Source organism: Caballeronia sp. PC1 (assembly GCF_021353155.1).
Classification (GTDB): Bacteria; Pseudomonadota; Gammaproteobacteria; order Burkholderiales; family Burkholderiaceae; genus Caballeronia; species Caballeronia cordobensis.
Map to the genome: position 1 here is coordinate 1774211 of NZ_JAJUBH010000003.1, position 19716 is coordinate 1793926.

Here is a 19716-nt window from a genome sequence, read left to right on the forward strand (position 1 = left end):
AAGGCGGCCCGGTCGTGCTTACTTCGTGAAGCGCGCCCGCAACTCCGCGAACGATCCGACGCTGCCGAGCAGTGCGCTTGCCGCGACCGTCGGCGGGCTCGCGAGCCACACTTTGCCCGGACCCGAGCGGCCCGGAAAATTTCGATTGATCGCGCTGATCGTGACCTGCCGCGTGTCCGTCGATGAACCCGGCCCGCAGTTCGCGCACGCGCCGCACGAAGGCTGAAGCAGAATCGCGCCGACGCGCTCGAATGCATCGACATAGCCTTGCGCGATGCAATAGTCGCGCACGTCCTGCGTGCCGAACTGCAGATACAGCTTGACGTGATCCGGCACGCGCAATCCGCGTTCGGCGGCCCATGCCAGCACGTCGTGATAGTGATCGAAGTCTTCGCGCTTGCCCGCCGTGCACGAGCCGCCGTAGGCGATATCGATGCGCGGCCTCTCATCCAGCGCGTGAAGCGCAATGCCGTTGCCCGGATCGCCGGGCGCGGCGAGCATCGGCGTAAGTTGCGCGCAATCGATCGCGATCACATCGGCGTAACGCGCGCCTTCGTCGCTCTTCATCCACGGCTCGATCGTGAAGTCGATGCCGCGCCGTTCCTTCAGAAAGCGCACGGTTTCTTCGTCGGGCGCGACGATGCCGGTGAAGCCGCCAAGCTCGGCGGTCATGTTGGTGAGCGTCGTGCGCTCGTCGGTGGAAAGGCTCGCGATGGCCGAGCCCGCGAACTCGAACACCTTGCCGACACCCGCGCCCGCGCGGATGCGCGCATCGGCGAGCAGATGCAGCACGATGTCCTTCGCCGTCACGCCCGCCGGAACCGGCCCATGCAATTCGATGCGCAACGATTGCGGCACCGTCATGCGCACCGCGCCCGTCACGAACGCATTGGCCATGTCGGTCGTGCCGACGCCGAACGCGACGCAACCGAGCGCACCGCTATGCGGCGTATGCGAATCCGTGCCGACGACAACCTGCCCCGGCCGTGCGTAACGCTCGGCCATCATCGCGTGCGAGATGCCTTCCGAACCTTCGTCGAGCTCGCTTTCCGTCTCGCTCAGATAGCCGTGATTGCGCACGCCATAGTCATGCGCGAAGGCGCGATGCGCCGCCGACAGTTCACGCACGTTCGGCAGCAGGCCATGCTTCACATGCAGTTCGCTGCGATGCGAATACGAAAGATGATCCTCGAACGCGAGCACGCCATGCGGTTCGTAGAGCGTCAGAGGACGGCCGAACGTTGCGTGCAGCATGTGCGCGGCCATGCCCGTGTAGTACTCGTGGATGAAACGCCAGTCCGCGCGCACGAAGATGCCGTTACCCGGTTCGAGCGCCGCGTTCGTCACACCGGTCGTCAATGCATGGCGCGCGAGAATCTTTTCGACGAGCGTGCGCGGCGCGTCATCGCCCGATACCGGCTCGATGCTGACGCGCTGCATATGCAACTGCCCGTATCGCAGCAGGCCACCGCTCTTCAGGATCGTGGCGGCAAGCGGATCGCGGCCCGCGACGAGTTCTTCCACGTCGATCGATTCGCCGCGCCGGATACGTTCGATCAGGCCGAAATCCGTCGAGGTGAAGAGGCCGAGATTGTCCGCGTTTTGCCGGTAGATCCGCTCGAAGCTGCGTGCGATGACGAGGCGAATGCCCGCGTGATATTCCGCGAGCGGGCTATGTTCGCGCGAGGAGCCTTTGCCATAGCGATTGCCCGCGACCGTCACCTGAAAGCGGCCCGCGCGCACGGCATCGGTGCCGACAGGATTGCGCCCGCCCGCATGAAAGCCGACATACGGACACTGACCGAGGCGTTCGTCGAAGCGCGTAAGCACGCCGATCGGCGTGATCTCGTCGGTGGAGACATCGTCGCGCAATGCGCCCGCTTCATCGGGTCTGAGGTCGATGCCCGAAAGCTGGCGCTCGACTTTCGACGGGTCCGCGCACAGAAACAGGATTCGCCCGCTTATTTCCAGATTGGCCATTGCAATTCTCCCTGGCTGCCAATCTAGACGTTCGGGCCCGCGTGCAACAGTGTTCGTTCGGCACATGGGCCATCGCGGGAGACGATGTCCGCGTTAACCCTTGCCTTCGATGAGCGCATCGATCAGCGCCTGCACCGCCTTGAGCCGCGACGACTTGCGCGGCGCATGCACATGGAGGCGGCGGCCGCTGCCCCAGCTTTCGCGCAACGGCACGCGCACGAAATTGCGCGAACCCGCGAAGGCGGAGGCCGCGCTCGTCGGCACGATGCCGATGCCGAGGCCCGCTTCGACCATGCGGCATTGCGCGTCGAAGCTGTTCACGGTGACGGCCACGTTGAGCGGCAGGCGCGCGGCATCGGCATGTTCCTTCAAGGTCTGATCGAGCGATCCGCCCGCCTGCAGCGCGACGAGCGCAAAGCGCGTGACTTCGGCGAAGCTCAATGTCTCCGCTTGCGCGAGGTCGTGACCGGGCGGCAGCACGACCATGAGCGGATCGTCGGCGAAGCGCCATGATTCGATGCCCGGAGGCGTCTTGCCGCTCGCCGATATGCCGACATCCGCGCGATCATCCAGACACGCGCGAATGACTTCATCGCTGATCTGCTCGGTCAACGCGATCTCGACGAGCGGATAACGCGCCTTGAAGCCCGTCAGCCGCTCGGGCAGGAAGCCCACGATCGCCGACGCATTCGCGTGCAGGCGCACGACGCCCGCGATCTGCCCGCTCATCGACTGGACTTCGCGCGCCATGCTGTCGAGCTGGCCGTGTATGGACCGCGCGCTCGCATAGGCGTGCCTTCCCGCTTCGGTCGGCTGCACGCCGGAAGGCGAGCGGATCAAAAGCGCCACGCCGATGGCCGCTTCGAGATCCGCGATACGCCGGCTCAACGCCGAAGGCGCGATATGACTGCGGCTCGCGGCGCGCGCGATCGATCCTTCTTCGACGACCGAGATGAAGAGTTCGAGACTATAGGGATCGATGCGCATCGCGTGAGTTCGTTATCGGCTGCCCGTTAGCGACGTGATGATCGCATACGCCGCCTTCACGCGCTCCTCGTTCGGGATGTTGCGATTGGCCAGCATCACGATGCCCACGCGCGCCTTCGGCACGAACGCGATATACGTGCCGAAGCCGTTGGTCGAGCCGGTCTTGTTGATCCACACATCGTCGCGCGGCGGCTGCGGCGGATCGATGCGCGTGACGGGCGTCGCGTTCATGATCATCGCCTGCGCGTTGCCGTCGAGCAGCGCTTGCAGCGCGACCGGATACGGATACTGCTCCCAGATGAGATCCTGCGTCATCGGTCCCGCCTGGAAATAGCCGGTATGCGTCGCGTCGACGGCGCGCTGGAACGCCGGATCGATGTGCACCATGTTCATGTTGATCTGCAAGAAGCGCGTCATGTCCACTGCCGTCGTTCTCACGCCGTAGGCTTCGGACGACAGCACGCCGCCCTTCATGCGAATCGGCGTGTCGTTCTTCGCATAGCCTTGCGCATAGTCGCGCTGCTTCGATGCGGGCACCTGCATATAACTGTGCTTCAGGCCGAGCGCCGGAAAGAGCCGCGTTTGCATCAGCGCATCGAAATCCTGCCGCATGCTCTTCGCGGTGATCAGCCCGAGCGTGCCGATGCCCGGATTCGCGTACGTGCGGATCGTGCCGGGCGGCTGCATGGGACGCCATGCGCTGAAGTACCGCATCAACTGATTGTTGTCGTGAATGTCGTCGGGCACTTGCAGCGGCAGACCGCCCGGCGTGTGCGTGCCGAGATTCAGCAGCGTGACCTTGCCGAACGCGCTGCCGCCGAGCGCCGGCAGATACTTGCTCACGGGATCGGTCAGCGAGAGATCGCCCTGCGTTTGCGCATACGACGCGAGCGTCGCGGTGAACGTCTTGCTGACCGAGCCGATCTCGAAGAGCGTATCGCGCGTGACGGGCGCATGCGTCGCCTTCGACGCCACGCCGTAGTCGAACACATAGGGCTGGCCATCCACGACGACGCCTACCGCCATGCCCGCAATGCCGTGCAAGGCCATCAACGGCCTGATGGTTTCATCGACCGTCGATCGGATGCTCGCCGCATCGTGTGAAAACGCAGCGCCCGACATCGCGCCAAAAGAAAAAATGGCTGCCGCCAACACACTCAGCGCACGACACTTCATGGTCTTGATCCTTCGTTCTGGTTTGCATGATTGAAACGAAGCGAAATATCCGCTCTTTTGGCGTCGTCGACAATCGAGGATAATTTACCGCAGGCAATAGAAAATCTTATGCGAGCCATGCGCCCTCATCTACCCCTGAATGCGTTGCGCGCTTTCGAAGCCTCGGCGCGGCATCTGAGCTTCACGCGCGCCGCGCAGGAACTGAACGTCACGCAGGCGGCCGTCAGCCAGCAAGTGCGCGCGCTCGAAGAGCGGCTCGGCACGCCGCTTTTCAGGCGCCTGCCGCGCGGGTTGAATGTGACCGATGAAGGCCGCGCGCTGTTGCCCGTGCTGAGCGATGCGTTCGGCCGCATCGAAGCGGTGCTGAAGCAGTTCGAAGGCGGGCATTTTCATGAAGTGCTGACGGTGGGCGTGGTCGGCACGTTCGCGGTCGGCTGGCTGATGCCGCGGCTGAGGGCGTTTCGCGAGACGCATCCGTTCGTCGAATTGCGGCTGCTCACACATAACAATCTCGTCGATCCGGCGTCGGAAGGGCTGGACTTCGCGATCCGCTTCGGCGCCGGCGCCTGGCCCGCGACGCATAACGCGCCGCTGCTCGATGCGCCGCTTGCCGTGCTATGCGCGCCCGATATCGCGCGGCGTTTGAGCGCGCCGTCCGATCTCGCCAATGAAGTGCTGCTGCGCTCGTATCGCGCCGACGACTGGCGCGGCTGGTTCGAAGCCGCGGGTCTCGATCCGTGGACGATGAACGGCCCCGTGTTCGATTCGTCGCGTCTGATGGTGGAAGCCGCGGTGCAAGGCGCGGGCGTCGCGCTCGCGCCGCCGCGCATGTTCGTGCGGGAATTGCAGGCGGGCCTGCTGGTGCGCGCGTTCGATATCGAAGTGCATACCGGCGGCTACTGGCTCACGTGGCTCAAGTCGCGGCGGCTTTCTCCGGGCATGCAGCTCTTTCGCGACTGGATCGTCGCGGAGGCGGCGCAAAGCGTCTAACCCCGCCCCCGGCGCCTGCCCGCGGCGAAATCATCGGCGAGCGGGACTAAGGCGAGCAAGAGCAGCATCGCGGCGAGCGGCACCGTCGTCGCGAAACCGAAATGCGCGAAACCGGTCGCGCCCGCGAAACCGCCGAGCATGAACATCCCGAACAGCGAACTCAGGAGCGCGAGCCGCGCGTGATTCGCGCGCACATAGCCGGCGTCGCTGCGCGCGATGCCGCGGTTCCAGTAAAGACTCTTGCCGATCTCGATGCCGATGTCCGTGACGAGCCCCGTCACGTGTGTCGTACGAATCTCGGCCTTCGAAATCTTCGTGATCATGGCGTTTTGCAGGCCCATGACGAAGCACAGCAGCGCGACGGTCAGCGGCACGTCCCACACGCGGTGCGTCTCCAGATTCGCGCCGAGCACGCCGAACACGAGCAGCAGCGCGGCTTCGAGCAGGAGCGGCGTGGCGAACACGCTATGCGCGCGCCGCTGCCGTCCCCAGTTGATGAGCACCGCCGATGTCGCCGCGCCGCCGAGAAACGCGCCGACCGCGCCGATCGCGGAGAAGACGAACGCCGCCTGGCCGAGCACGAGGTTATCGGCGATCGAGGACACGAGCCCCGACATGTGCGACGTGTATTGCCCCACGGCGAGAAAGCCGCCCGCGTTCGCCGCGCCCGCGACAAAGGCGAGCGCGCAGCCGAGCCGCCGGTTCGAGGTATCGGTGCGGCTGGGCGAGGTCAGGCCCCGGAGATAGGTGATCGGCATGGCGGCGCGCGCGGGAGGGGTCGAGCCGAAAAGATATCACGACAAATGGGCGCATTAGCAAACGCCGCGCCCGCCCTCGCCTACGAACTGAAAGAAAAGTTTCTCATTCGATAGCATGCTAACGAATAACCTTGTGTCTATAATTCCGCCGCATGACCCAACTCGATACTCTGCGCCGCTCCGTGAGCAGCACGCTCGTGCTGGCCGCGCGCCGCTGGCGCCGCACGAGTCACGGCGTGCTCGCGTCCTACGGCGTCTCGGAAGCGTGCGCCGTGCCTTTGCTCACGGCCAACCGGCTCGGCGAGGCGGTGCGTCAGGTGACGCTCGCGGAACATGTCGGCATCGAAGGGCCGTCGCTCGTGCGGCTGCTCGATCAGTTGTGCGCGGCCGGTCTCGTGCGCCGCGACGAAGATCCCGAGGACAAGCGCGCGAAGACCATCACGCTCACCGACGAAGGCCGCGCCGTCACCGCGCGCATGGAAGAACGCCTCGTCACGCTGCGCGCGCGGCTTTTGCGGGGCGTGACCCGCGAAGATCTCGAGACGACGCTGCGCGTGCTCAACGCGTTCAGCACGTCGCCGGATGCGAAACTGCTTGCCGCCCTCGAAGCCGTCGGCGACATCTCGAAACCGGCCCGGCCCGCCGGAAAGCGCGGAGCATAGCGCCATGCCTTTCCCTTCCGCGCGCGAGTGGCTCTTTTCCGCGAAGACCTTCGCCGCCGCGATGATCGCGCTGTATATCGGCCTCGCGCTCGAATTGCCGCGGCCGTACTGGGCGATGGCCACCGTCTATATCGTCTCGAATCCGTTCGTGGGCGCGACGCGCTCGAAAGCGCTCTATCGCGCGCTCGGCACGATGATCGGCGCGGCGGGCGCGGTGCTCATCGTGCCGCCGTTCGTCGAATCGCCGTTTCTCTTCAGCGTGATCGTCGCGTTATGGACGGGCACCCTGCTCTATCTGTCGATGTTCGACCGCAGCGCGCGCAGCTATGTATTTCTGCTCGCGGGCTACACGCTGCCCTTGATCGCGCTGCCCGCCGTGACGAATCCCGCGGCCGTGTTCGATCTCGCGATCACGCGCACGCAGGAGATTCTGCTCGGCATCGCGGTGGCGAGCATCGTCGGCAGCGCGGTGTTTCCGAGCCGGCTCGCGCCGACGCTCATCGTACGAACGGACGCATGGTTTCGCGACGCCGCCTTCTACGCCTGCGAAACGCTGTCCGGGCATATCGCGGGCGCATCGATTTCGGCGGCGCGCCAGCGGCTCGCGGCGACGGTCAACGGTCTCGAACTGCTGCTGAGCCAGTTGACCTACGATCACACGCGGCCCGACATCATTCGCCGCGCGCGGGCGTTGCAGGGCCGCATGCAGATATTCCTGCCGCTGATTTCGTCAATGGCCGATCCATTGATCGAACTCGTCGCCAAACACGGCCAGCATCCGGAAGGACTCGACACGCTGCTCAAGGATGTCGCCGCCTGGGTCGGCGCGCCGATGCCGAGCCCGCAAACGGACGTCGCGAACGAACGCGAGCCCGATGCATTGCGCGAGCGCATCCAGACGATGCGACCCTCCGTCGAAGCGCTTGCGAGCGCGGACGGCGCGCTATTGTCGAATGCGCTGTGGCGTCTCGGTCAGGTCATCGACGTATGGCAGGACATACGCGCCTTGCGCGCGGCCATCCTCAACGAAACGAGCGAATGGCGGCCGCATTTCCGGCACTGGCGCCTCGGCGGCACCGCGCGCTACTTCGATCGCGGCATGATGCTGTTTTCGACGAGCGTCGCGGTGAGCGCGATCATCGTCGCATGCGTGCTGTGGATTCAGTCGGGCTGGAACGACGGCGCGGGCGCCGTGACGCTCGCCGCCGTGTCGTGCTGCTTCTTCGCCGCGCTCGACGAGCCCGCGCCGCAGCTCTTCAAGTTCTTCGTGGCCACCTGCATGAGCGTGGTGCTCGCCGGTCTGTATGTCTTCGTCGTGCTGCCGAACGTGCATGATTTCCCCATGCTCGTGCTGATCTTCGCAGGACCGTTTCTCGTCATCGGCACGTTGACGACGAACCCGCGCTTCAGTCTCGTCACGATGCTCGTCGCGGTCAACACGGCGACCTTCATCAGCATTCAGAGCGCCTACGAAGCGAACTTCTTCGTGTTCGTCAACAGCAATCTCGCGGGCGTCGCGGGCCTGCTGTTCGCTTTTCTGTGGACGCGCGCCACGCGGCCCTTCGGCGCGGAGCTGGCCGCCGAGCGGCTCACGCGCTCGGCCTGGGCCGATATCGTGCTGAGCGCATCGTCGGCGGAAGTCATCGACGATCAGCGCAATCTCTACGCGCGCATGCTCGACCGGCTGATGCAACTGCTGCCGCGCCATGCCGCGACGGACTCGCACCGTCATCCTTCGATCGAGAGCTTTCGCGATTTTCGCGTCGCGTTGAATGCGCTCGATCTGCGTCGCACGCGCCGCAAGCTGCCGGAAGAATTGCAGCGTTCCGTCGACGACGTGCTCGACGCCTTGCGCCGCTACTTCGAACTCTGCATCGCGCGGCGGGCACGTCAGCCGGTGCCGCCCGCGCTGATCCGCAGCATCGACGAATCGAGCGCGCAGGTCGCGTCCCGCGCGATCGTTCAGTCGCAGGACGTGGTCGCGGAGAAATGGCTGCGCGACACGCTGCACGCGCTCGTCGGCATGCGTCTGTCGCTGCATCCGCCGGCGCAGCCGCCGCGCGAGGAGCCGGCATGATCTTCGTGAATCATCCTTCATCGGCAGGCAGCACATGATCGGCGAAATCGACGTTCTCGGCGTGTTCATTCCCGCCATATTGATGCTGATGTTCATCGCCTATCTCGTGAACATGGCGATCCGCAATGTGCTGGCGCGCATCGGCTTTTATCGCTTCGTCTGGCATCGCTCCATTTTCGATCTCGGCATCTATGTTCTGGTGCTGGGAGTTGTCGTCATCGTTTCGCAGCGGCTCATCTCGTGAAAAAAACCTGGTTCTCTCTCGGGCAGATTCTGCTTACGCTCATCGTCGTCGCGATTGCGGCGGTCGTGTTGTGGAAGCTCGTCGACTACTACATGTTCGCGCCGTGGACGCGCGACGGGCACGTGCGCGCCGATGTCATTCAGGTCGCGCCCGACGTGTCGGGTCTCATCACGGATGTGAAGGTGATCGACAACCAGCAGGTCAAAAAAGGCGATGTGCTGTTCGTGATCGATCAGGCGCGCTATGCGCTCGCCTTGCGCAACGCACAGGCCACCGCGCAGCAACGCCGCGCGACGCTGGATCAGGCGCGCCGCGAAGATGCGCGCAATCGCAAGCTCGGCAATCTCGTCGCGCGCGAAGTGGTCGAGGAAACGCAGTCGCGCGTCGAGCAGGCCGCCGCCGCCCTCGCGGATGCCGACGTCGCGATCGACACCGCGCGGCTCAATCTGCAACGCACACAGATCGTGAGTCCCGTCGATGGCTATCTGAACGATCGCGCGCCGCGTGTCGGCGAATACATCGCGGCAGGCCGCGCGGTGTTGTCGGTGGTGGACATGCATTCGTTCCGCGTCGATGGCTATTTCGAGGAAACGAAGCTGCACGGCATCGACATCGGCCAGCCGGTCGATATCAAGGTCATGGGCGAACCGAACATCCTGCGCGGCCATGTGCAGAGCATCGTCGCGGCGATCGAGGATCGCGACCGCCAGCAAAGCCCGAGTCTTCTGCCGAACGTGAATCCCGCGTTCAGCTGGGTGCGTCTCGCGCAACGCATTCCCGTGCGCGTCACGCTCGATGAAATTCCCGCCGACTTCCGCATGATCGCGGGCCGCACGGCGACCGTCTCGGTGCGCGGCATCGGCCCGACCATCGGCCGGCGCGCGGCGTCGGAAACATCGCCCGCGTCCGCGCCCGCGCCGACGTCGAGCACATCGGGCACATCGGGTGCGTCGCAATGAAAGCGTTCGTCTTCGTTGCTTCGTCCGCATGCGTGCTGTTCGGCTGCACGACAGTCGGCCCGGACTACAAACTGCCCGATCAGGCCGCCGTCAACGCGCCCTATGCCAACGCGGCCATCGACGGCGCGGATCAGGCGCCCGTCACGCAAGGCGAAGTGCCCGCGAAGTGGTGGCGGCTCTATGACGATCCCGTCGTGGATCAACTCGTGACCCAGGCGCTCGCATCGAACACGGATTTGCGCGTCGCCGCGGCGAATCTCGCACGCTCGCGCGCCGAAGTGGAATTCGCCAGCAAGCAAGGGGGATTCTCCGGCAAGACCTCGGCGGCGTTTCAGCGCGCGCAGGAATCGGCGGAGCAGTATTTGCTGACGGAGAAGATTCCAGTGGTCAACGAAGGCGCGCTCGATCTTTCGATATCCTACGAAATCGATCTGTTCGGCAAGCTCAGGCGCGGCGTCGAAGCGGCGAACGCGGAAGACGAAGCGGTCGAAGCGGCACAGGATCTCGCGCGCGTCACGGTGGTCGCGGATGTCGTGCGCGCGTATGTCGAATCGTGCTCGGCGGCGGAAGAACTGGAGATCGCGCGAAAGTCGCTCGCGTTGCAGAAGCAGCGCGTACAACTCACGCAGCGTCTGCGCGACGCGGGCCGCGGCAATCAATCGGAAGTCACGCGCGGACAGACGCAAGCCGATACGCTCGCCGCCGATATCCCACGCTTCGTCGCGCGCCGCCGCGTTGCGCAATATCGGCTCGCGATGCTGCTCGCGCGCGCGCCGGCGGATCTGCCCAAGGCCGCGCTTGCATGCAGGAAGCTGCCGAAGCTGCGCGCGCCGATTCCCGTCGGCAACGGCGCGGCCTTGCTCAAGCGCCGTCCCGACGTGCGTCAGGCCGAGCGGCAACTGGCGTCATCGACGGCGCGCATCGGCGTTGCGACGGCGGCGCTCTATCCTTCGGTGAGCTTTGGCGCATCGGTGGGAACGGTCGGCGTCGTGGAAGATCTGTTCGGCGCGAACACGAACCGCTGGGCGTTCGGCCCGCTCATCAGTTGGAATTTCCCGATCAACGGTCAGCGCGCGCGCGTGGCGCAGGCCGAAGCGGCAACGAGCGGCGCACTGGCCCATTTCGACGGCGTCGTGTTGAAAGCGCTGCAGGAAACGCAGAGCAGTCTCGCGACCTATGCGTCCGACACGACGCGCGCCGATGCGCTGCGCACCGCGTATAAATCCGCGATCCAGTCGGCCGATGAAACGAACCGGCTGTATCGCGCGGGCCGCGAATCTTTCCTCAACGATCTCGACGCGACGCGCACGCTCACGGGCGTCGCGGCGCAAGTCGCGGCGGCGGAAGGACAGGTTGCGGTCGATCAGGTGAACCTGTTCCGCGCGCTCGGCGGCGGTTGGGAAACCGACGAAGCCCTCGCGCAGAACGCGAAAGAAAAATAAGCGCCCGGGGAGGCGATCGTGCGCGCGAGCGAATATCTATTCGTCACCGTCTGGAAGATCGAAGCGCCGCTTCAACAGGTATGGAACGCCATTCACGACCCGGCCGCGTGGCCGCAATGGTGGACCTGCGTCGAGCGCGTGACCGAAGTGGAAAGCGGCGCGCCGGATGGCGTCGGCGCGCTGCATCGTTATACGTGGAAAGGCCGCTTGCCGTATCGCGTGCGCTTCGACATGCGCGTGACGCGCGTTGAACCGCTCGCATTGCTCGAAGGCACTGCAAGCGGCGATGTCGAGGGCTTCGGGCGCTGGCGGTTTGCGTCGAGCGGGGGCGTCGCCATCGTGCGATATGAATGGCGCGTGCACACCGGACGCGGATGGATGAACCTGCTCGCCCCCATCGCGCGTCCGCTCTTCGAATGGAATCACGATTACGTGATGCAGCAAGGCGGCGAAGCGCTCGCGAAGCGGCTCGATGCGCGGCTCCTCGGCATCGATCATCGGGAAGCGGATGGCGGCTGAAGCATCGCGTCGCTATCGAGAAGCACGCTGCGCATGAAGTGAAGGCGCGCGAGCATGCGGCGCATCGGCACGATCTCATGGGGCGAGCCGCGCATCGTAGCCATGATCCGAACGGCCAGCGCCGATTGCGTGTCGATCGCGCGAAGGCTTTCATCGCGACTGGCTGGCGATGGCGCATCGAACAGCTTCATCAAACGTATCATCGTTGTTTCGGTCGATGCATGCCAGTCCGCAGGCACGATGTGAAGCGCTTCGGCATCGCGGCTTGCGCTTCTGAATTCGATCGACGCATGCCCCAGTTCGAGCACGGCGAGTATCCATGACAGCGCTTCGCCGTATTGCTGCGTCGGCTGCGGCAGAAGCGCGCGTATCTGCGAAATGAGATCGTGCGTGCCCGATTGAAACATCTGCGTCAGGTCGTCGAGGGGCGCGGCGCACGCAAGCTTCATCTGAGCGCGCAAATCGCGTAGCAAGGCCGCTACGCGCCATGACTTCTCGGCGGGAAACACGAATACATACGCCGCCGCGCAGGCGAGCATCGAGAGCGTCAACGCGATGCCGTCGTTCAGCAGCGCTTCCGGCGCATAGTGAATCATGCGATCGGGGCCGCCGAGTATGCAAAAGAAGATGCAGAAGCTCAGGCCGAATCCGGTGAATCGTGGCCGCGTGGCGAGAAAAGCGCCGAGCCCGAGCAAAGGCGTCAATATGAAACACAAGAGCGGAAAGCCTTCGATCGCGGGATAGACATAGCCCAGCACGAGATAGCCGGCCAACGTCGCGACAGCCGCGCCCGAGGCCATCTGCAACGAGAACTTGATGGGCGCGGGCGAATTCGACCCCAGCGCGGAGACGACCGCCGCGCCGATGATCGCATAGCCGCCGCTCGGCCAGTCGCTCGACAGCCACGACGCGCCGATGACGCCGAGCACCGCGCACGTCGTCAGGAACGTCATGCCGATCACGCTCTTGTTCGTGACGAAGACGCGCTTCATATCCGTCTCTTCGAATACGTGCTTCCGCGACGCAAGCGACACATAGGTCTGCGCGTAGTTCGCACAGGCCGCGATGAAGCCGAACAGCAGTTGCACGGCGGTGTCGAAATCGAGCAGCGCCTGCGCGTCTTCCGTGCGTTCGAGCGCCTTTCGATCCGCCTCGACGCGTCCCGCGAGCCGCACGCGAAATGCCGAGACGAGCGCGGCTCTGCGTTCGATGGTCGCATCGTCCACGAAGCCGGCATCGCGATCAATGGACAACAGGTCCGCGAACTCGCGGGAATACGCGTCGACGCATTCGTTTTCGCCGATCTTCGAGAAGCGATACAACGCATGCAGACTCGTGCACAGTTCCATGAACGCGTCGTTGAGCCGTGCGAGGCGGCGCGAGCGTGACCGCACTTCCGGATCTTCGAACGAAGCGAACGCGCGCGTGGCTTCGAAGCCGATGACGCTATCGATGAATTCGCCATACTTCAGGCGGAAACGGTCCGCGTCGATCTCGCCGCGCAACGCCTGCGCCGCGAAGCAGGAAAAGGACACGAAGCGTTCGCGACGCAGATGCCTGAGCCGTGTCGACGACCATTGCGGCAGCACGATGGCGCTGACCACGCCGCAACAGACGATGGCGAGCAGCACGGCCGCGGACCGGTTCAACGCGGCGAGGAAAAGACCGTTCGGGTCCGTGACGCTCGGTATGCCGATGAGCGCCGCGGTATAGCCCGCCAGCACGAACGCATACCAGCGGAAGTTCCGGTAGCGCAGCGCGGCCGCCGTGCAAAGCGCGACCCAAAGCGTCATCGCGCCGATATAGAGCGGCGGCTGTTGCGGAAAGAGCGCGCCCAGCAGCACCGCGACGATGGTTCCGACGATCGTGCCGACCATCCGGTAGAAACTTTTCGACAGCACCATGCCGCTCTGCGGCTGCATGAGGATGAAGACCGTCGCCATCGCCGTGCGCGGCGTGGAAATCTCGAGCTTCATGGCGATGCCCATCGCGAGAAACGCCGCCGTCAATGTCTTCGCGAGATGCAGCCACACGAGGCCATCCGTCGCCGCCCAGTGCGCAAGATGCATGCGCAGATGAGCGGACCATGCGTGACTTCGCTGCGATTGGCTTGCCTCGATCGATGCCATGGCCTACAACGCACGCCGTATGCGGGCCACGAGATCGCTCGCGCGAAGCATCGGCTGACCGGGCGCTTCGCCGCTTTCGACCACGACCGTGCAGGTCGTTCCCGCCGTGAGCTCGACGCCTTGCGGCACGCTGTCGATACCGATGCGCACCGGCACGCGCTGCGCGAGCCGCACCCAGTTGAACACGGGATCGACGTTGGCGGTCAGATTCATGCCCTCCGGATTGTCCCGGTCATAGATGCCGCGCGCGATGCTTTCCACATGCCCGCGCAACTGCGCGCCGCTCATCAGGCGGATATTCACTTCGCGGCCCACCTTCACTTCCGGCAGCTTCGTTTCCTCGAAGTATCCATAGACCCAGAACGAATTGCGATCGACGACCGCGAGCTTCGGCGTCGAGACGGTTGCATAATCGCCCTGCCACGTATTCAGGTTCGTCACATAGCCGTCCACGGGCGAGACCACGCGCGTGCGTTCGAGATTCAGTTTCGCCGCATCGAGCGCGGCGAGCGCCTCGTTATAGGCGGCTTTCGCGGCATTCGCCTGAAAGCCCGAGTTCTGCTTCACTTCTTCGGAAACGACTTCGTTATCGAGTTCGGCGCGACGCTTCGCATCGTCGCGGCGCAGCGCGAGCTCGGCCGCGCTGGCGGCGACCTTCGCCTCGGCTTCTTCAACGGCGATCCGGTAGTGCGAAGGATCGATCTGCATCAGCACATCGCCCTTCCTGACCCACTGATTGTCATGGACCGGCACGCCGACGATGATGCCCGATACATCGGGCGCGATCGTGACGACATCCGCATGCACGCGGCCGTCGCGAGTCCACGGCGCGTACATATAGCGGTCCCACAGGGTCTTGCCGATGAACACGGCAATCAGGAAGAGCGTCATCGTCGCGACGACGCTCCAGACTCGCTTGATCGTCATCGCGCCCTCGCCCCTTTACTTCTCGATGAACGCAAGCAGGTTTTCGTTGACCGTATCCGCATGCGTCGTGCACATGCCGTGCGGCGCGCCGGGAATCACGGTGAGCGTACCGTCAGGAACGATCTTCGCGGAGAGCCTGCCGGAATCGTCGAGGGGCACGATCTGATCGGCGTCGCCTTGCAGCACGAGCGTCGGGACTGTCATCTGCTTGAGATCTTCGGTGAAGTCGGTTTCGGAAAACGCCTTCACGCAGTCGTAGGCGCTCTTGATCGAGCATTGCATGCCCGCGTACCAGAACGAATCGATGGTGCCCTGCGAGACTTTCGCGCCTTCGCGATTGAAGCCGAAGAACGGCGTCGCGAGATCCCTGAAGAACTGCGAGCGGTTGTCGATCACGCCCTTGCGGATCTCGTCGAATACGGAAAGCGGCAAGCCGCCCGGATTCGCTTCGGTCTTCAGCATGATCGGCGGCACCGCCGAAATCAGCACTGCCTTCTTCACGCGCTTCGTGCCGTGACGGCCGATATAACGCGCCACTTCGCCGCCGCCCGTGGAATGACCGACGAACACCGCGTCCTTCACGTCGAGATGGTCGACGAGCTCGGCGAGATCGTCCGCATAGCGGCTCATGTCGTTGCCGGTCCACGGCTGGCTCGAGCGGCCGTGGCCGCGCCGGTCATGCGCGATCACACGAAAGCCGCGTTGCGCGAGATACATCAGTTGCGAATCCCACGCGTCCGCGTTGAGCGGCCAGCCGTGCGAGAAAACGACGGGCTGGCCCGAGCCCCAGTCCTTGTAGAACAGTTCGGTTCCGTCTTTCAGTGTGAATGTGGCCATTGTGCTGACTCCTTCGAGATGCTGAATCGGCCGGCGTCGTTCATGCGTATTCACGACGGCGCGGCGCTTAACGCGGCGAATCCGTCGCGCATGGAAGGAGTATTCACGGCGATCGCATCGCGGCTTTTTCGATGCAACCGGTGTTTTCGCATCTGCACGATTCGCCATGCGCCGCGTGCATCGAGCACACATCGTCGTGCGCATCGCAAAAACGGCGCGCATTTGAGCAAACCCGTTTTGCGCCGAACGGCGAACATCACGATCAACTCAATCAACGAATGGCATTGTTTGCGAGGCGAAGGACATGAGCGAAAAGAAAGTCATACAGATTTATAGCGAGCCCGCCGGCGGCTGGGGCGCGCTGAAGGCCACCGGCGAAGCGCTGAAGATTCAGGGCATCCCGCTAACCGGCGCGCAAACGCTGTTGCGCATGAATCAGCCGCAGGGCTTCGATTGTCCCGGTTGCGCATGGCCCGATCCGAAGCACACGTCGTCCTTCGAATTCTGCGAGAACGGCGCGAAGGCCGTTGCATGGGAAGCCACGGCGATGCGCTGCACGCCCGATTTCTTCGCGCAGCACAGCGTTTCCGAACTCGCGTCGTGGAACGACTACGACCTCGAAATGGCGGGCCGCCTCACGCATCCCATGGTCTACGAGGCGGCGTCCGACCGCTACGTACCGATCGAATGGGACGATGCGTTCGCGCTCGTCGGGCGTCACCTGAATGCGCTCGATCATCCCGATCAGGCGGATTTCTACACGTCCGGGCGCGCATCGAACGAAGCGGCTTTTCTGTATCAGCTCTTCGTGCGCGAATTCGGCACCAACAACTTTCCCGACTGCTCGAACATGTGTCACGAAGCGACGAGCGTGGGCTTGCCGCAATCGATCGGCGTCGGCAAGGGCACGGTCTTGCTCGAAGACTTCGAGCACGCGGACGCGATCTTCATCTTCGGCCAGAACCCCGGCACGAACAGCCCGCGCATGATGAGCGATCTGCATTCGGCGGCACGGCGCGGCGCGAAGATCGTGTCGTTCAATCCGTTTCGCGAGCGCGCGCTGGAACGCTTCGCCTCGCCGCAAAACCCCGTGGAAATGGCGACGCTCGGCTTCACCAACATCAGTTCGTTTCTCTATCAGGTGCGCGTGGGCGGCGACGCAGCCGTGCTCAAGGGCATGATGAAAGCGCTCGTCGAAGCGGACGATGCCGCCATCGCCCAGGACCGGCCGCGCGTGCTCGATACCGAGTTCATCGAAGGCCATACGCAGGGCATCGATGTAGTCATCGCCGATCTTCGCGCGACGCGCTGGAACGACATCGAACGGCATGCCGGCCTCACGCGCGACGAGATCACGAATGCCGCGAACATCTACATGCAGGCGCGCAATGCGATTCTCGTCTACGGCATGGGCATCACGCAGCATCGGCGCGGCACGCAGACCGTGCAGCAGATCGCGAATCTCGCGCTCATGCGCGGCAACGTCGGGCGGCCCGGCGCGGGTATCTGCCCGGTGCGCGGACACTCGAACGTGCAGGGCAATCGCACCGTGGGCATCACGGAGAAGCCGAATGCGCAACTGATCGCGGGCATCGAACGCGCGTTCGGTTTCACGCCGCCCGCGAAGCACGGCAACGATGTCGTCGCCACGCTCGAATCGATGATGCGCGGCGAAGCGAAAGTGTTCATTGCGCTCGGTGGCAATTTCGCGGCCGCGATTCCCGACTGGGCGCGCATGCAGGACGCGATACGCGAACTGGATCTCACCGTGCATATCGCGACGAAGCTCAACCGCAGTCATCTCGTGCACGGCAAGCACGCGCTCATTCTGCCGTGCCTTGGCCGCACCGAGATCGACATTCAGGCGAACGGGCCGCAATCGATCACGGTCGAGGATTCCATGTCGATCGTGCATGCGTCCGCCGGCCGCAACGAGCCCGCGTCGCCGCATCTGCTGAGCGAACCGGCCATCGTCGCGGGCATTGCGCGCGCCACGCTCGGCGACGCGTCGCGCGTGCCCTGGGAGGATCTCGTTGCGAGCTACGACCGCATTCGCGAAGCAATCGAAATCGTGTTCCCGATCTTTCAGGCGTACAACGCGCGCATTCGCGTGCCGGGTGGCTTTCATCTCACCTCGCCGGCGCGCGAGCGCGTGTGGGACACAGCCACGGGCCGCGCCAACTTCCTCGTGTTCGACGGCCTCGACGCGAACCCCGCCAGCGACGATCCGGACGCGCTCGCGCTCACGACGATGCGCAGCCACGACCAGTACAACACCACGCTCTATTCGCATTCGGACCGCTATCGCGGCGTGTTCGGCCAGCGCGACGTCGTGTTCATGAATGCGCGCGAGTTGAAGAAGCGCAATCTGCATGCGGGCGATCGCGTCGATATCTTCGCGATCGCCGATGACGGCATCGAGCGCGTGATCCGCAGCTTCAAGGCGGTCGAATATGCGTTGCCCGATGGCTGCTGCGGCGCGTACTACCCGGAAGTGAATCCGCTCGTGCCGCTCTTCGCGTTCGATCCGCAAAGCCGCACGCCGTCGTACAAGTCCGTGCCGGTGCGTATCGTGTCCGCAGCCGTCGAACATCAATACGGAGCCGAACATCATGCTTGAGCACGTACTCGACCTGTCGCGCGCGCAGTTTGCGATGACCGCGATCTTTCACATCCTCTGGCCCATTCTGACGATCAGTCTGTCCGCGTTTCTCGTGCTCGTCGAAGTGCTGTGGCTTCGCACCGGCGATGTCGCGTACTACCGGCATGCGCGCTTCTGGAGCAAGCTGCTGGTCCTGAACTTCGCGGTCGGCGTCGTGAGCGGCATTCCGATGGAGTTTCAGTTCGGCACCAACTGGGCGGGCTTTTCGCAGTACAGCGGCCAGTTCATCGGCAATATTCTCGGCTTCGAGGGCGCGATGGCCTTCATGCTCGAAGCGGGCTTCATCGGCGTGATGCTGCTCGGATGGGGGCGCGTGTCGCGCGGCGTGCATCTGTTCGCCACGTCGATGGTCGCGCTCGGCTCCAGCATTTCCGCATTCTGGATCATGGTCGCGAACTCGTGGATGCAGACGCCGGCGGGTTATGCCGTCGTCGACGGCAAGATCGTCGTGACGGACTACGTCGCGGCCATCTTCAATCCCGACATGGTGTGGGGCGTTTCGCACATGTGGGTCGCGGCGATCGAAACCGGCATGTTCGTCATCGCCGGCATCTCCGCATGGAATCTGTATCGGCGGCGTCATCCCGAGTTCTTCGTGCGTTCGTTCCGCCTCGCGCTGCTGGCGCTCGTGTTCGTCGCGCCCTTGCAAGTCTGGCTCGGCGATTCGAGCGGCGTGAGCGTGTTCGAAACGCAACCCGCGAAAGGCGCCGCGATCGAAGGACACTGGACGACGAACGCGCCGGGGACGGGCGCGTCGTGGTCGCTGCTGGCGTGGCCTAATCAGACCGCGCAACGCAACGACTGGTCCATCGAAGTGCCCGGCATGCTGAGCGTGCTCGGCACGCATACGCTGCATGGACAGGTCAAAGGCCTCGCGGACTTCAGCCGCGACGATCAGCCGCCCGCGATACCGCTGCTCTATTACGCATTCCGCGTGATGGCGGGCATCGGCTTCGCATTCATGCTGCTCGCATTCTGGACCGCTTATGCGCTCAAGAGAACGCGCGGCAGTCTCTCGGCGCTGCTCGCGCAACGCAAGCTGCTGCTCGCATGGGTGCTCTGCATTCCCTTGCCGTATGTCGCCGTCGAAGCGGGCTGGATCGTGCGTGAAGTGGGACGTCAGCCGTGGGTCGTCTACGGTCTGCTGCGCACGCGCGATGCGGTCTCGACCATCCCCGCCTCGTCCGTCTCGCTCAGCATGGCGATGTTCGTCGGGTTCTATGCCGTGCTGCTCGTCACCTTCTTCGTGCTCGCGCGGCGCTGGCTGCGCAACGGGCCGGACCTGACCATCGCGCCGCCCGACACTGCCGCCGGCCGGACCAAGACGGCGAACACCATCGCCGGTTACTGAACTCTGGAGCTCAACT

Annotated in this window: 16 protein-coding genes; 9 read left to right on the forward strand and 7 right to left on the reverse strand. The window is 64.3% G+C overall.

Features of this window, described 5'->3' with window-relative positions; genetic code table 11:
* Positions 1-18: 18 nt before the first annotated feature.
* The 3 genes from LY284_RS32700 to ampC form a co-directional block, all read right to left on the reverse strand.
* Complete coding sequence (locus LY284_RS32700) at positions 19-1980, reverse strand: aconitase family protein (RefSeq protein WP_233390579.1); 1962 nt, start codon at positions 1978-1980, stop codon at positions 19-21.
* 93 nt (positions 1981-2073) lie between these two features.
* Entirely contained in the window at positions 2074-2967 is an 894-nt protein-coding gene (locus tag LY284_RS32705) for a LysR family transcriptional regulator (protein ID WP_014252174.1), read from the reverse strand.
* A 12-nt stretch (positions 2968-2979) separates the two neighbouring features.
* Complete coding sequence (gene ampC / locus LY284_RS32710) at positions 2980-4143, reverse strand: class C beta-lactamase (RefSeq protein ID WP_233390581.1); 1164 nt, start codon at positions 4141-4143, stop codon at positions 2980-2982.
* Positions 4144-4251: 108 nt separating this feature from the next.
* On the opposite strand from ampC, the gene LY284_RS32715 reads away from it, so the two are divergent.
* Positions 4252-5133 carry a LysR family transcriptional regulator gene (locus LY284_RS32715; protein ID WP_233390583.1) on the forward strand — a complete coding sequence of 294 codons (882 nt, stop codon included), beginning with the start codon at positions 4252-4254 and terminating at the stop codon, positions 5131-5133.
* On the opposite strand, the gene LY284_RS32720 is transcribed toward LY284_RS32715, so the two are convergent.
* Positions 5130-5891: a YoaK family protein gene (locus LY284_RS32720; RefSeq protein ID WP_014252171.1), complete on the reverse strand. Its 762-nt coding sequence runs from the start codon at positions 5889-5891 to the stop codon at positions 5130-5132. The genes LY284_RS32715 and LY284_RS32720 overlap by 4 nt on opposite strands.
* A 152-nt stretch (positions 5892-6043) precedes the next feature.
* Here LY284_RS32720 and LY284_RS32725 point away from each other — a divergent pair, with 152 nt between their 5' ends.
* From LY284_RS32725 to LY284_RS32750, 6 genes are read left to right on the forward strand one after another with little or no spacing between them, the layout of a single operon-like run.
* Positions 6044-6553, forward strand: a complete 510-nt coding sequence (locus LY284_RS32725; protein WP_233390585.1) for a MarR family winged helix-turn-helix transcriptional regulator — start codon at positions 6044-6046, stop codon at positions 6551-6553.
* A gap of 4 nt (positions 6554-6557) precedes the next feature.
* Complete coding sequence (locus LY284_RS32730; RefSeq protein WP_233390587.1) at positions 6558-8630, forward strand: FUSC family protein; 2073 nt, start codon at positions 6558-6560, stop codon at positions 8628-8630.
* A gap of 34 nt (positions 8631-8664) precedes the next feature.
* The gene (locus LY284_RS32735; protein ID WP_014252168.1) at positions 8665-8874 is read left to right on the forward strand and encodes a DUF1656 domain-containing protein; all 210 of its coding nucleotides are present in this window, start codon (positions 8665-8667) and stop codon (positions 8872-8874) included.
* Positions 8871-9833, forward strand: a complete 963-nt coding sequence (locus tag LY284_RS32740) for an HlyD family secretion protein (protein WP_233390589.1) — start codon at positions 8871-8873, stop codon at positions 9831-9833. The genes LY284_RS32735 and LY284_RS32740 overlap by 4 nt, the downstream gene beginning before the upstream one ends.
* Positions 9830-11275 (forward strand): efflux transporter outer membrane subunit, encoded by a 1446-nt coding sequence (locus LY284_RS32745; RefSeq protein WP_233390591.1) that lies wholly within the window; start codon positions 9830-9832, stop codon positions 11273-11275. Before LY284_RS32740 ends, LY284_RS32745 begins: the two co-directional genes overlap by 4 nt.
* 18 nt (positions 11276-11293) lie before the next feature.
* A complete protein-coding gene (locus LY284_RS32750) occupies positions 11294-11794 on the forward strand; it encodes an SRPBCC family protein (RefSeq protein ID WP_233390593.1) in 501 nt (166 codons plus the stop codon).
* Here LY284_RS32750 and LY284_RS32755 read toward each other — a convergent pair.
* From LY284_RS32755 to LY284_RS32765, 3 genes are read right to left on the reverse strand one after another with little or no spacing between them, the layout of a single operon-like run.
* The gene (locus LY284_RS32755; RefSeq protein ID WP_233390595.1) at positions 11770-13923 is read right to left on the reverse strand and encodes an FUSC family protein; all 2154 of its coding nucleotides are present in this window, start codon (positions 13921-13923) and stop codon (positions 11770-11772) included. The genes LY284_RS32750 and LY284_RS32755 overlap by 25 nt on opposite strands.
* A 3-nt stretch (positions 13924-13926) precedes the next feature.
* On the reverse strand, positions 13927-14850 hold the full coding sequence (locus tag LY284_RS32760; RefSeq protein ID WP_233390598.1) for an HlyD family secretion protein: 924 nt from the start codon (positions 14848-14850) through the stop codon (positions 13927-13929).
* 15 nt (positions 14851-14865) lie between these two features.
* Positions 14866-15687, reverse strand: coding sequence for an alpha/beta fold hydrolase (locus LY284_RS32765; RefSeq protein WP_233390618.1), 822 nt, complete (start codon positions 15685-15687; stop codon positions 14866-14868).
* Between the two features lie 304 nt (positions 15688-15991).
* On the opposite strand from LY284_RS32765, the gene LY284_RS32770 reads away from it, so the two are divergent.
* Together LY284_RS32770 and LY284_RS32775 are read left to right on the forward strand one after the other, a co-directional pair.
* The gene (locus LY284_RS32770) at positions 15992-18307 is read left to right on the forward strand and encodes an FdhF/YdeP family oxidoreductase (RefSeq protein WP_233390625.1); all 2316 of its coding nucleotides are present in this window, start codon (positions 15992-15994) and stop codon (positions 18305-18307) included.
* On the forward strand, positions 18300-19700 hold the full coding sequence (locus LY284_RS32775; RefSeq protein WP_233390626.1) for a cytochrome ubiquinol oxidase subunit I: 1401 nt from the start codon (positions 18300-18302) through the stop codon (positions 19698-19700). Before LY284_RS32770 ends, LY284_RS32775 begins: the two co-directional genes overlap by 8 nt.
* Positions 19701-19716 lie beyond the last annotated feature (16 nt).